Source organism: Thioclava dalianensis, from assembly GCF_000715505.1.
Taxonomy (GTDB): Bacteria; Pseudomonadota; Alphaproteobacteria; order Rhodobacterales; family Rhodobacteraceae; genus Thioclava; species Thioclava dalianensis.
Genome location: NZ_JHEH01000005.1, coordinates 202,852 through 215,463, shown reverse-complemented (window position 1 = coordinate 215,463; position 12,612 = coordinate 202,852). Strand labels below are relative to the sequence as shown.

Genomic DNA, 12,612 nt, shown 5'->3' with positions numbered 1-12,612 from the left:
CCTGTCGACCGGCAGGGTTATTCCCGCCGTGATGCAGAGGTTACGAGGGCATGGCACGAACCCGATCACTTTAAGTCGATCACGAAATCGTGAGCGCCCTAAATGACGATGATCCGGGGGCTTTCAGCCGCGCCGCCGCCTGCGGCGCCCGCCGCCCTCATCGCCTGATCCGCCGGTGTTGAAGCTGACATCGGGGAGCGGTGCCACCGCGCGCAGACGCGTGAAGGGGGCCGTTGCATGGGGCAGGGCATTGGCGGCCACGAAATGCTCTTGGAAGCGCGGCTCGATCGCGGTTTCGACCTTGGTGATCCGCTTGACCTGCGTCTCGATCGCGCGGCGCGCCCGCACCGAGCACAGGGCCATGCGCGCGCCCGTGCCTGCCGCATTGCCCGCCGAGGTGACGTGATCAAGCGGCGCATCGGGGATCATCCCCAGCACCATCGCGTGTTTCGGGCTGATATGCGCGCCAAAGGCTCCGGCGAGCACGACACGGTCGACCTCATCGACGCCCATCTCGTCCATCAGCAGGCGCGCCCCGGCATAAAGCGCGGATTTCGCAAGCTGGATGGCGCGGATGTCGCCCTGCGTGACGGTGATGCGCGGGCCTTCGGGCGTTGCGTCATGGATCAGGTATTCATGGGTGCGGCCCGAGGCGACGCAGCGCGTGGTACCCACCTGTTCGGGCGATCCGATCAGCCCGGATGCATCGACGATCCCCGCCATGCGCATCTCGGCCACAGCCTCGATGATGCCAGAGCCGCAGATGCCGGTGATCTGGGGCGTGCCAAACTCGGGTTCGGTCGACCAATGCTCATTGCCGATGATCTTGAATCGCGGCTCTTTCGTCGCGGGATCAATCTCGATCCGCTCGATGGCACCCGGGGCGGCTCGCTGCCCGCTTGAGATCTGCGCGCCCTCGAAGGCCGGGCCGGTGGGTGAGGAGCAGGCCAGCACGCGGCTGGAATTGCCCAGAAGGATCTCGGCATTGGTTCCGACATCGACGATGAGCGACAGGTCCTCGCGCCGCTCGGGGGCCTCAGAAAGCGCTACGGCGGCCGCATCGGCCCCGACATGGCCCGCGATCAGCGGGAGGATATAGACGCGCGCGCCCGGGCTGGCCTCCAGCCCGATCTCGGAGGCGGGCAGGTCCATACTGTCCGAGGTGGCCAGCGCAAAGGGCGCCTGACCCAGCTCGACCGGATCAATGCCCAGCAGCAAATGGTGCATCACCGGGTTGCACACCACGGTGGCCTCTACGATCTCGCCGGTCTCGATCTGCGCCTCCTGCGCCAGCTCGCGCGCCAGATCGCCCATCGCATCGCGCACGACCTTGGTCATCTCCAGATCGCCACCGGGATTCATCATCACGTAGGAGACCCGGCTCATGAGATCTTCGCCAAAGCGGATCTGCGGGTTCATCAGCCCGGCACTGGCCAGCACCCGCCCATCATCAAGCGCGACCAGATGGCCCGCGATGGTGGTCGAGCCAAGGTCGATTGCCAGACCGTAAAGCGGCGTCTCGCGCAGGCCGGGATAGAGCGCGCTGAGCCGCGGACCCTCGCCTTGATCATGCACAGCGGCGGTGACCTTCCACGCGCCCTTGCGCAGCACCGGTTGCAGCTTGCGCAGCATATCGGGATCGGCGCGCAGGCCCGGGATGTCCCATTGTGCCTCAAGCGCATGGGCGAGGCGTTGGAAATCGCCCTCGGGCGCATGCATGTCGGGCTCTTGGACCTCGATATAGCAAGCGCGGGTGGCGGGATCCATTTCCATGACCCGCTCGGAGGCGGCCTTGCGCACGACCTGCTTGTGGACCTGACTTTCGGGCGGCACGTCGATCACGATATCGCCCTGAATTTCCGCCTGACAGCCCAAGCGGCGTCCCGGCTTGAGCCCGCGCACGCGGTCGTAGCGCTCCTCGACGGAGTTGATCGGGCTCAGCGCATCGGGCTCGACATGCAGCCCGTGTTTGGAGAAATCGCCATAGCCGGGGCTGCATTGGCATTTCGAGCAAATGCCGCGCCCGCCGCAGACCGAATCGAGATCCACGCCCAGTGTGCGCGCCGCGGCGAGCACCTTGGTGCCGCGTGCCACACGGCCCCGCTTGCCCGAGGGGGTAAAGATCACCTGCACATCATCGCTCATGTCGCGCTCCTGCCATTCTTGTCCCCGTTCTAGGCCTTTGGCTGCGCGGCGCAAAGCCCGCAACCGACCCGGCAGCCCGAGAAATCGTCATGAAGTTCATGAGGCGGTGCTCACGGCGTCCAGATTTAGGGCGTGTAGATATAAAGGCCCATCTCTTGCGCCGCCCGCAGCGAGAGCGTGGCGCTGTCGAGCCCGCGCGGTGCCTGATAGGCGCGGATCGCCGTTCCGGTGGCCGGATCAAGCGTGCCATCGGCCCGCCCGTGATAGAGGTTCCGGGCCGCGAGGGCGCGTTGCAGCATCGCCACGAAGGACGGCGTCAAATCGGCGGTGCACATGGCGCGAAAATAGCGCGGCTTGCCGGCATCAATCATCCGCTGGGCGCTCATTTCGCGGTAGATCGCGGGTTGGGTGATCGCGCCCGTTTTGGCGTCGCGCTGCTCGGGGATCACCTGCACCTGATGGGTCACGGTCTCGACCTGCGCGGGGGCCTTCAATTCGGCGTAACAACCTTTTGCATCCGTCGCCGGGCGCTGCGTGGAGACCTCGCTTGCCAGTGTCGGACCGGGCGGCGGACGCTGGAGGTCTGTCCCCCCGGTTTGACAGCCTGCCAGCAGCGCGAGCGCCAGCAAGGGCCCCGCAGCCGCGCATCCTGGGTGCAAAAGTTTTCGCCTGTGCAAAGCGCTCGCCTCGTCTTGTTCGCGCGTGACACTACAAGACCCGGCGCGCGCGGCAATCCCCGATCTGCGGGGGCGGCGCGCCAAGGGCCTCTGGTAAAACGCATCAAAGCCCCGTAAATCGGAAGCGTCCGAGGCTTTCGGGCGACCTGATCCAAGATGAAGAGGCCTTCAGCCATGGCAAAGATCACCTATATCGAACATACCGGCACGCGGCACGAGATCGACGTAAAGCCCGGCATGACAGTGATGGAGGGTGCGCGCGACAATGGCGTTCCCGGTATCGATGCTGATTGCGGCGGCGCCTGTGCCTGCTCGACCTGCCATGTCTATGTCGATCAGGACTGGATCGACAAATTGCCCGCGAAGGACCCGATGGAAGAGGACATGCTGGATTTCGCATGGAATCCCGACCCGGTGAAATCGCGCCTGACCTGCCAGATCAAGGTCACCGAAGCGCTGGACGGGTTGATCGTGAACCTGCCCGAAAAACAGATTTGATGCGCTGGGCGGCAGCAGATCTGGCCTTTTGGCTGGTCGCTGCGGCCCAGACTGCCTGCGCGGATACCCGCGTGACGGCACGCTACGCCGCGCCGACGGATCGCTACGGACATTTCGCTCTGGGGCGCGCGCATGAATTTGGCGCGCTGTTTGTCACCGTGAGGCGCGGGGCGGACCCGCGCGTGACCTATAAGATCGCGCTGCCGCCCGACATGGTCTTTGAGGACATTGCGCCGCGTGTGGTCGATCTCGATGCGGATGGTGTGCCCGAGATCCTCGTGATCCAGTCGCATCGGCAGTTTGGATCGCGTTTGGTTGTGCTGCAACTGGCGGGAGGCGGTCCGGTGCAGAGCGCGGCCAGCCCCTTTGTCGGCGCGCCGAACCATTGGCTCTCGGTGATCGGGGCGGGCGATCTGGATGGCGATGGGCGCTCTGAGATTGCGCTGATCGACGCGCCGCACCGGCTTGGTCAATTGGTGATCTATCGCTACGCGGATGGCGGTCTGCGCGAAGTCTTGCGCGGTCAACATGTCACCAATCACCGATTTGGCGCGGATCAGATCCTGGGGGGTGTGCAGCGCTGTTCGCCCAGCCCCGAAATGATCGTGGCCCGGTTCGATTGGTCCGAATTGCTTGCGCTGCGGTTTGGTGCGGAGGGCGCGATCGCCGCGCGCAGCTTGGGGCGCGATACTTCACCGGCGGCGTTTGATGCAGCGCTGGCTTGCCGGATCTGAGCCTATTTCAGCAAACTGTCTTTGGAGGCGCGGCGGTTCAGGCCGCCTGCCTGTCCGCGCTTGCTGTCGCGTGCGCCGGCACATTCGACGCAGAGCTTGACGCCCGGGATCGCCTCGCGCCGGGCTTGCGGGATTTCCTCGTCGCATTCGGCGCAATGGGTCAGGCTCTCGCCCTGCGGCCCGCGCCGTGCCTTGAGCCGCGCCAGCTCGTCGCTGATCGAGGCTTCGATCTGTTCGCTCACCGCGCCGTCGCGCGCCCATCCTCCGGCCATGACGTACCTCCTGATTTCTTTAATGTAGGGCCGGACATGGCTCGCGTCAAAGTGAGGCAATGTAACCTTGACGTAACATTTTTTGCGGCGCATTTGTAACGCAAGGGTTACACGCAGGAGGGTGTCATGTTGAGCTATTCTCAGTTTTCGATGTTACGTCGGATCGTGCTTGGGCTGAGCGGGCTGGTCTGTCTGCTCTACGCGGTGCTTGCGCTGATCATGCGCAATCCCGCCCCGATATCGCCTTGGCTGCCATGGATGAGCGGCGCGCTCGGGCTTTTCGTGATTTTCGCGGCGGCACGCTTAGCAGGTCCCGATCAGGTGCGGCGGGCGAAGGATGAGCTGTTTCGCCACGACGCACAAACCGCGCAGCGCGTCGGCTTTTGGGTGGCGCTTTCGCTTTATCCGATCTTCGCGATCCCGCTGTCGCTCGATCTGATCGCCTGGCCCGTGGCCTTTGCGGCCATGGGGACGTTGAGCGCGGCGGCGTTTCTGCTGAGCTTCGTCTGGTGCGACATGCGGGGCGGGTGATGGGGCTGATCGTTCATCTGGGCCATCATCGCAAAGCCGCCGGGTTGACGCAGGCCCAGCTTGCCGAGGCGGTGGGCGTGTCGCGCAAGACCATCAACACCGTGGAGAATGGCGTGTTCATCCCTTCGACGCTGCTTGCGCTCCGGTTGGCCAGCTATCTTGGCCAACCGGTCGAGGCGCTTTTCGAGTTGCAGCCCGCATCCAACCCGGCCTGACGGCGCTGCCGCTTTTCGCGTCCGCGTCGTCGCATTTTCTCCAGCCAAGCCAAGGTGAAACCTCGATTGTACGTGTGAGCCCCGCGCGCTAGAGACGAGGGCGCGCAGTTGAAAAGGATCGGACGATGACCCAGACCGCTTATGTTCTCACCGTGGCTTGCCCCTCGACGCGCGGGATCGTCGCAGGGATTGCCAATGTGCTCGCCGATCAGGGCTGCAACATCACCGACTCGCATCAATATGACGATCTGCGCACGGGCCAGTTCTTCATGCGGGTGAACTTCGTGTCCGAGACCGGGGTGGCGGAAGAGGCGATTCGCGAGGCCTTTACGCCGGTCGCTGAGAGCTTCTCGATGGATTGGGCGATCCATGATTCCGGAGCCAAGATGAAGGTCATCCTGATGGTCTCGAATTTCGGCCATTGCCTTAACGATCTGCTCTATCGCTGGCGCATCGGTGCATTGCCGATCGAGATTGTGGGCGTGGTGTCGAACCACCTGACCTATCAGAAGGTCGTGGTCAATCATGACATCCCCTTCCACCACATCAAGGTCACCAAGGAAAACAAGCCCGAGGCGGAGGCGCGGTTGCTGTCGGTGGTCGAGGAATCGGGGGCCGAACTGGTCGTTCTGGCGCGCTACATGCAGATTCTCAGCGACGCGCTGTGCCAGAAGATGTCGGGGCGGATCATCAACATCCACCACTCCTTCCTGCCGAGCTTCAAGGGGGCCAACCCCTACAAGCAGGCCTATGAGCGTGGCGTGAAGCTGATCGGGGCCACGGCGCATTACGTGACCGCCGATCTCGACGAAGGTCCGATCATCGAGCAAGACACTGTGCGGATCACCCATGCGCAATCGCCCGAGGATTACGTCTCGCTGGGCCGCGATGTCGAGGCTCAGGTGCTCTCGCGCGCGATCCATGCCCATATCCATCACCGGGTGTTCATCAACGAAAACAAGACGGTGGTCTTTCCGGCCTCGCCGGGCTCTTACGCCTCCGAACGCATGGGCTAGGCGGCGCGCGTCTGGTCGGGGTTTACGCGCTCATTGCGCGCGCGACCCCGCCAAGGGCGACGCCGCATACCACCATCCAAGGCGGCAGTTTCCAGATAACCAGCAGGACGAATCCCGCAACCGCGAGGGTGAAATCCCGCATATCCGCAATCGCGCTGGTGAATAGCGGCGAATAAAGCGCGGCTCCCAGCACGCCCACCACCGCCGCATTCGCCCCTTGGATCAGCGATTGCGCCCCGCGTGTCGCGCGCAGCCGGTCCCAAAACGGCAAGACACCGAGCAGGATCAGGAAGCCGGGCAGAAAGACCGCGACCAGCGCAATCGCCGCTCCGATCAGCCCGTTGGGGGCGGGGCCGAGGATCGCGCCCAGATAGGCGGCAAAGCTGAAAAGCGGGCCGGGCAGCGCCTGCGCCGCACCGTAGCCTGCAAGAAACGCATCCTGTGTGACCCATCCCGGCGCCACCGTCTGCGCCTCTAGCAGCGGGAGCACGACATGACCGCCGCCAAAGACCAGCGCGCCCGAGGCGTAGAAGCTCTCGAACACCGCCGCGCTCTGCGAGTGACCTGACAGCATCGGCAAGAGCGCCAGCAACAGCGCGAAACTCGCAAGGCAGAGGAGCCCCTGTCCGCGCCGCACGGGCATCGGGACAGAGTTGCCACTCGGGGCCTGCGTCCCGCGTCCAAGCACCAGCCCGGCCAGCGCGCCAAATACGATCGCTGCGATCATGCCCAACGCGCCGGGCACGAAGGCAAGGATTGCAAGGGCCGCCACTGCGATGCTGGCGCGGGCGCGATCCGGGCACAGGGTGCGGGCCATTCCCCAGACCGCCTGCGCCACGACGGCAACCGCGACGATCTTGAGCCCGTGCAGCGCGCCCGTCCCGATAGGTCCGGCCACCTGCGCGGCGGTCGCGGCGAAGATCAGCAGGATCAGCACCGAGGGCAGGGTGAAGGCTGTGAAGGCCGCAAGCGCGCCGAGCCAACCCGCTCGCATCAGCCCAAGCGCAAACCCCACCTGACTGGAGCTTGGGCCGGGGAGGAATTGGCACAGGGCGACCAGCTCGCCATAGGCGGCATCAGAAAGCCAGCGCCGTCGGGTCACGATCTCGTCGCGGAAATATCCCAGATGGGCAATCGGGCCGCCAAAGGAGGTCAGGCCGAGCTTGAGAAAGACGCCGAAAACCTCGCGCGGGGAGCCGGGGCTTGCTTTGGGGGCGGGGCGCTCAGAGCTGTCCGTCATCGAAGGGGTGTCTTTCTATCGGGCTCTGTGGGCTGCTTGACAGACCTCACGTGCGGCGCAGATCGATGCCATTCGCCTGCGCGTCCCCGTATGCTATATCCAAGCGCATGATGCCGGATATCCCCTCTTTCCCGCCCGCGCGCCGCGTTGGCCTTTTGCTTGCGGCAGGGGCGTCTCGGCGCTTCGGCCCGCAGGACAAGCTGCTGGCCAGCTATCGCGGTGCGCCGCTGGTGCTGCATGCGGCACGGGCGATGATGGGGGTGCCGCTGGCAGCAAGGGTGGCCGTGGTCTCGAGCGCCCCTGTGGCCGAATGTCTGGCCGAGGCAGGTTTCACGATCTGCCGGGTGGAGCCCGGGCCGCAATCGCGTTCGCTGGCCGCCGGGGTGGCTGTCGCGCAGGAGATGGAAGCGACGCAGATCCTGCTTGCACTGGGCGATATGCCCGAGATCCGCGCCGAGGATCTGGCCGCTGTGCTGGCGCTGGCGGGGTCGGAGGGGGCCTGTGTGCAGACCGGGGGCATCGCGATGCCGCCTGCCGTTTTCGCCGCGCGGGATTTTGCGGAGCTGCGCGGGATTTCCGGGGATCGGGGCGCACGTGGACTGCTCGCGGATTTGCCGCCCGCGCAGCGCCTGAACCTGCCGCCCGCGCGCGCGATCGATATCGACCGCCCCGGCGATCTGGACCGGGCCTAGCTTTCGATGTGGGTCAGGAGGCGGCCACATGTGGTGCGCCTTGCGAGAGTTTGCCAGAGGTGAGCGCTGCAAGCGCGACCATCACCGTGGCGGTGCCCAGCACCATAGGCAACCCACCGATCTGATAGGTCAGCCCCGACAAAAGCGTGCCTGCAAGCCGTCCCGTTGCATTGGCCATGTAGTAAAACCCGACATCCATGGTTACGCGCTCGGACCGTGTGAAAGCAAGGATCAGGTAGGAATGCAGCGAGGAGTTGATCGCAAAGATCGCCCCGAAGATCAGCAGGCCCACGACCAGCGTCAGGGTGAACCACAGCTGGGGATCGGGCGAGAGCAGCGCGGCTGCGGTGAGGGCTGCGGGCACCACCAGAAGCGCCAATGCCCAGTCGCGCGCGGCGCGGATCAGGCTCGCCTCGGGGCGGTTGGCGGCGCGCAGAAGATTTGGCGCGGCTGCCTGCACCGCGCCGTAAAGGATCACCCAGAGCGCCATGAAAATACCGATGAGGAAGAAGGCGGCGCGGTTGCCCGCCTCAGAGCCGTCTGACAGCACGGCGTAGAAATAGATCGGGATGCCCACCACGAACCAGACATCGCGCGCGCCAAACAGGAAGACGCGCGCCGCTGACAGCCAGTTCACATTGGCCGATTTCGAGAAGACTTCGGAGAACTTCGCGCCCTTGCGCCCCGTGGGCAGGCCCTGCGGCATCGCCACCACAATCGCGGCGAGGATGATCGCAAGCACGGTTGCCATCACGATCAGGGCCGGGACAAAGCCGAAGGCTGCGAGAAGGGCGGCGCCGAGCAGAAAGCCCAAGCCCTTCACTGCGTTCTTGGAGCCTGTGAGCAGGGCCACCCAGCGAAACACTCCGCCGCCTGTGCTGGGCGCAAGCAGCTTTACGGCGGATTTCGACGACATCTTGGCGAGATCCTTGGCGACCCCGCTCAGCCCCTGCACCAGCATCACGAAGCTGACCGAGGCGGGAATGCTCCAGCCGGGATCAAGCTCCGACAGCGCCAGCAGCGCCACGACCTGCAGCACCAGCCCTGCATAAAGCGTCGAGACCAGCCCGAACCGCGCCGCGATCCAGCCCGCCGAGAGGTTGGTCGCCATCCCCGCCACCTCGTAGAGCACGAAGAGATAGGCCAACTGCACCGGCGAGAACCCCAGCGTGTGGAAATGCAACAGCACCAGCATACGCAGCGCGCCGTCGGTGAGCATGAAGGCCCAATAGGCCGCCGTGACCGCGATATAGGCGGCAAACCCCTCCGGGCGCTGCGCGCTCATAACGCGGCCCCGACCATCTGCGCCACATCGACCAGCCGATGCGCATAGCCCATCTCATTGTCGTACCAGGCATAGAGTTTGACCTGCGTGCCATTGATCACCATCGTCGAGGGTGCATCGAGGATCGAGGAGCGGATGTCATTGGTGTAATCGCTCGAGACAAGCGGGCGGGTCTCATAGCCAAGGATGCCTTTGAGCGGGCCGTTCGCTGCCGCCTTGAACAGGGCGTTGACCTCTTCCGCCGTGGTTGCGCGCTCTACCTCGAAGACGCAATCGGTCAGCGAGGCGTTGAGCAGCGGCACCCGCACCGCGTGACCGTTCAGCCGCCCCGCCAGCTCGGGGTAGATCAGGGTGATCGCGCTGGCCGATCCGGTCGTGGTCGGGATCAGCGAATTGAGCGCGGAGCGCGCGCGGCGCAGATCCTTGGCGGGCCGGTCCACGATGGTCTGGGTGTTGGTCACGTCATGGATCGTGGTGATTGATCCATGATGGATGCCCAGAGCCTCGTGGATCACCTTGACCACCGGGGCGAGGCAGTTCGTCGTGCAGCTCGCCGCCGTCACGATCTGATGCGCGGCGGGATCGTAGCTGTCATGGTTCACGCCCATCACGATATTGGCGGTCGGGCCGTCCTTGACGGGGGCCGAGACAACAACCTTCTTCACCCCGGCTGCGAAATAGGGGGCAAGGGCGGCCTCGGTCTTGAATTTGCCGGTGCAGTCGATCACCACATCCACCCCGCCAAGTGGCAGTGCTGTGAGGTCTTTCGTCCCGATGAACGGCAGCCGCGTGCCGTCGATCGTCACGCTATCGGCGTCATGGGAGAACTCGGCATTCCAGCGCCCGTGCACGGTGTCGAACTCCAGCAGATGGGCGTGCATTTCTGGATCCCCCACGGCGTCGTTGATCCACGCGATCCGCGCGCCTTGCTCCAGCAGCGGCTTGAGCGCGAGTTTTCCGATCCGGCCAAGGCCATTGAGGGCGAAAGTGGTCATGACCCGCAAATCTCCGTTCATTGGTTAGCGCGACAAGGATGCCGAGAGATGATGGCCACACGAATAGGTGAAACCTGCCTCGGGTGCGCGTGAAAGTTTCATGACATTTCGTGCGGCCCGTGCAGAGAAAACCGTCGTTTCAAGCGGTGCGAACGAAGTTCTGCTATTGCCCCGACGCGCGCTGGCCGAGGTCTTCGAAGAACCGGAGCAAATAGCCGTCGGGATCGGCCACGACGAACTGACGATGGCCTGTTTCCAGATCTCCTGCGCGATACCATTTTTCTTCGGGGGGCAAAAAAAGAGGGTGCCCGCTTTGGCGCAGCGCCTCGATGAGTGGGGCAATCGCAGGCACGCGGATCTGAACATTCAGCCCTTTGCCGAAGGGATAGCTCTGCGGCAGATGTTCATCCGCGAATGTGCGGCCTTTCCCGATCTGATCAATCATCAGCTCCGCCTCCCCCAAACGTAGAAAGCAAAAGCCTTCCTCGGCGCGCTCATAGGCAGATTCAAACCCCAGCACATCGCAGTAGAACGCCTTGGAGCGCTGCCAGTCCGAGACGGCGAATTCGGGGATAACCGCGTTGCTCACCTTGGGCCCTCCTGAAAGTCCGGGCTCAGATTGGCGCAAGGCGGGGGTGGTGACAATGGCGCAAAGGGTTTGGCCGATGGTCTGGTTTCGGGCGCTTTGCCCCTTGGTCCGACATGCAGAAGGGCGCCCCAGGGGCGCCCTTTGTCACGCTATGATTCGCGCGTGGCTTTAGTCGACGGGCAGCGCCACGAAGCGTGGCTCTCCGCCGCGGCGGATCAGCAGCAGGATGGATTTGCGCCCGCCATCCTTCGCCGCTTTGATCTGTGCCTCGAAGCCTTCGACGGTTGAGACCGGAGTCTGACCGGCCTCGGTGATCAGGTCGCCCGCGCGCAGGCCCTTGCCATAGGCCTCCGAGCTTTCGTCGAGCGATTTGATGATCAACCCTTCGGTCTCTTTGGTCAGACCCATCTCGCTGCGCAGAGCGTCGGTGAGCGGGGTGACGGTGAGGCCCAGCATGTCGCGCTCGACCTCTTGGGGCGCCTCGACCGCTTTGGGCGGCTTCTCTCCTTCGGCCAGTTCGCGCCGGCCCAGCGTGACCAGCAAGGTCACGGGCGCGCCGTCGCGCAGGACGGTGACGCGGACTTTCTCGCCCACAGGGGCATCGGCCACGCGCTTGACCAGATCGCGGGTGCTGTTGACCTCGCCGCCGTCAAAGGAGGTGATGACATCGCCTGCCTTGATGCCCGCCTCTTTGGCCGGGCCATCGGGCACTTCCGAGATCAGCGCGCCTTCGGGTTTGGGCAGGCCCATTGCCTCGGCCATATCCGGGGTCACGTCCTGGATCTTGACGCCAAGCCAGCCGCGCCGGGTCTCGCCGTATTCCTTGAGCTGGTCGACCACTTTAGAAACCACGTTGGAGGCCATCGAAAAGCCGATCCCGATCGAGCCGCCATTGGGCGACAGGATCGCGGTGTTCACGCCCACGACCTCGCCCTGCATGTCAAAGAGCGGCCCGCCCGAGTTGCCCCGGTTGATCGCGGCGTCGGTCTGCAGATAGTCGTCATAGCTGCCGGAGAGTTCGCGGTTGCGCGCCGAGATGATCCCAGCACTGGCCGAGAAACCCTGTCCCAGCGGGTTGCCCATCGCCATGACCCAATCGCCCACGCGCACCTTGTCGCTATTGCCGAATTTGACAAAGGGCAGGGGGGTGTCGGAGGTCACCTTGAGCAGCGCGATATCGGTTTTCGGATCGGTCCCGATCAGCTTTGCATCGAGGCGCTTGCCCGAGAAGAACTCGATTTCGATCTCATCGGCGCCCTCAATGACGTGATTGTTGGTGACGATATAGCCATCTTCCGAAATCACGAAGCCCGATCCCAGCGCATTGGAGCGACGCGGGCGCGCAGGCCCGTCCCCGCCGTTTTCACCGGGCAGGCCGAAGTCGCGGAACAAGTCCTCAAAAGGCGAGCCCGGCGGAAAGTTCGGAACGCCATTGGTGGGGGCGGCCACCGTGGTCGACGTGGTGATGTTAACGACCGAATTGCTGACCTGATCGACGAGATCGGCGAAGCTTTCGGGGGCGGCGCGCGCATAGGCGGGGCCTGCGATGGGGGTGAGAGCGAGGCTCAGGGCCAGCATGGCCGCGCCCAGCCCCCCGCGCAGCGCATTTCCAGTCCCGATGACGATCTTCATTGGCCTCTCCCTGTTGTCTGGCGCTCTCGCTGGCGCGCGAATTGCTCTCGACTTCTTGAAATGTAGGGAGGCACGGGCGCGAAGGGAAGTT

At 64.5% G+C, this 12,612-nt stretch carries 14 protein-coding genes; 6 read left to right on the top strand and 8 right to left on the bottom strand.

The window, feature by feature from the left end; genetic code table 11:
- Positions 1 to 123: 123 nt before the first annotated feature.
- The gene (locus DL1_RS06505) at positions 124 to 2,145 is read right to left on the bottom strand and encodes an ASKHA domain-containing protein (RefSeq protein WP_038063982.1); all 2,022 of its coding nucleotides are present in this window, start codon (positions 2,143 to 2,145) and stop codon (positions 124 to 126) included.
- Between the two features lie 125 nt (positions 2,146 to 2,270).
- On the bottom strand, positions 2,271 to 2,804 hold the full coding sequence (locus DL1_RS06500) for a peptidoglycan-binding domain-containing protein (RefSeq protein ID WP_051693375.1): 534 nt from the start codon (positions 2,802 to 2,804) through the stop codon (positions 2,271 to 2,273).
- Positions 2,805 to 2,996: 192 nt separating this feature from the next.
- Here DL1_RS06500 and DL1_RS06495 point away from each other — a divergent pair, with 192 nt between their 5' ends.
- Together DL1_RS06495 and DL1_RS06490 are read left to right on the top strand one after the other, a co-directional pair.
- Positions 2,997 to 3,320 (top strand): 2Fe-2S iron-sulfur cluster-binding protein, encoded by a 324-nt coding sequence (locus DL1_RS06495; protein ID WP_038063980.1) that lies wholly within the window; start codon positions 2,997 to 2,999, stop codon positions 3,318 to 3,320.
- A complete protein-coding gene (locus DL1_RS06490; protein ID WP_038063978.1) occupies positions 3,320 to 4,054 on the top strand; it encodes an FG-GAP repeat domain-containing protein in 735 nt (244 codons plus the stop codon). The genes DL1_RS06495 and DL1_RS06490 overlap by 1 nt, the downstream gene beginning before the upstream one ends.
- 2 nt (positions 4,055 to 4,056) lie before the next feature.
- Here the strand turns inward: DL1_RS06490 and DL1_RS06485 are convergent, their stop codons facing one another.
- On the bottom strand, positions 4,057 to 4,326 hold the full coding sequence (locus DL1_RS06485; RefSeq protein WP_038063977.1) for a DksA/TraR family C4-type zinc finger protein: 270 nt from the start codon (positions 4,324 to 4,326) through the stop codon (positions 4,057 to 4,059).
- Between the two features lie 126 nt (positions 4,327 to 4,452).
- On the opposite strand from DL1_RS06485, the gene DL1_RS06480 reads away from it, so the two are divergent.
- From DL1_RS06480 to purU, 3 genes are all read left to right on the top strand, one after another.
- Complete coding sequence (locus tag DL1_RS06480; RefSeq protein ID WP_038063975.1) at positions 4,453 to 4,857, top strand: hypothetical protein; 405 nt, start codon at positions 4,453 to 4,455, stop codon at positions 4,855 to 4,857.
- Entirely contained in the window at positions 4,857 to 5,072 is a 216-nt protein-coding gene (locus DL1_RS06475) for a helix-turn-helix transcriptional regulator (protein WP_038063973.1), read from the top strand. The genes DL1_RS06480 and DL1_RS06475 overlap by 1 nt, the downstream gene beginning before the upstream one ends.
- Before the next feature lie 125 nt (positions 5,073 to 5,197).
- On the top strand, positions 5,198 to 6,088 hold the full coding sequence (gene purU / locus DL1_RS06470; protein ID WP_038063971.1) for a formyltetrahydrofolate deformylase: 891 nt from the start codon (positions 5,198 to 5,200) through the stop codon (positions 6,086 to 6,088).
- Between the two features lie 22 nt (positions 6,089 to 6,110).
- Here purU and chrA read toward each other — a convergent pair whose 3' ends face one another.
- Positions 6,111 to 7,328: a chromate efflux transporter gene (chrA, locus tag DL1_RS06465; protein ID WP_038063970.1), complete on the bottom strand. Its 1,218-nt coding sequence runs from the start codon at positions 7,326 to 7,328 to the stop codon at positions 6,111 to 6,113.
- A gap of 107 nt (positions 7,329 to 7,435) precedes the next feature.
- Between chrA and DL1_RS06460 the strand changes: the two genes are divergently transcribed.
- Positions 7,436 to 8,020, top strand: coding sequence for a nucleotidyltransferase family protein (locus tag DL1_RS06460; RefSeq protein WP_038063968.1), 585 nt, complete (start codon positions 7,436 to 7,438; stop codon positions 8,018 to 8,020).
- Positions 8,021 to 8,033: 13 nt separating this feature from the next.
- Here DL1_RS06460 and arsJ read toward each other — a convergent pair whose 3' ends face one another.
- From arsJ to DL1_RS06440, 4 genes are all read right to left on the bottom strand, one after another.
- Positions 8,034 to 9,305, bottom strand: coding sequence for an organoarsenical effux MFS transporter ArsJ (gene arsJ / locus DL1_RS06455; RefSeq protein WP_038063967.1), 1,272 nt, complete (start codon positions 9,303 to 9,305; stop codon positions 8,034 to 8,036).
- On the bottom strand, positions 9,302 to 10,300 hold the full coding sequence (locus tag DL1_RS06450) for an ArsJ-associated glyceraldehyde-3-phosphate dehydrogenase (protein WP_038063965.1): 999 nt from the start codon (positions 10,298 to 10,300) through the stop codon (positions 9,302 to 9,304). Before DL1_RS06450 ends, arsJ begins: the two co-directional genes overlap by 4 nt.
- Positions 10,301 to 10,463: 163 nt before the next feature.
- Positions 10,464 to 10,889, bottom strand: a complete 426-nt coding sequence (locus DL1_RS06445; RefSeq protein WP_038063963.1) for a bleomycin resistance protein — start codon at positions 10,887 to 10,889, stop codon at positions 10,464 to 10,466.
- 168 nt (positions 10,890 to 11,057) lie between these two features.
- Positions 11,058 to 12,521 (bottom strand): DegQ family serine endoprotease, encoded by a 1,464-nt coding sequence (locus DL1_RS06440; RefSeq protein ID WP_051693373.1) that lies wholly within the window; start codon positions 12,519 to 12,521, stop codon positions 11,058 to 11,060.
- Positions 12,522 to 12,612 lie beyond the last annotated feature (91 nt).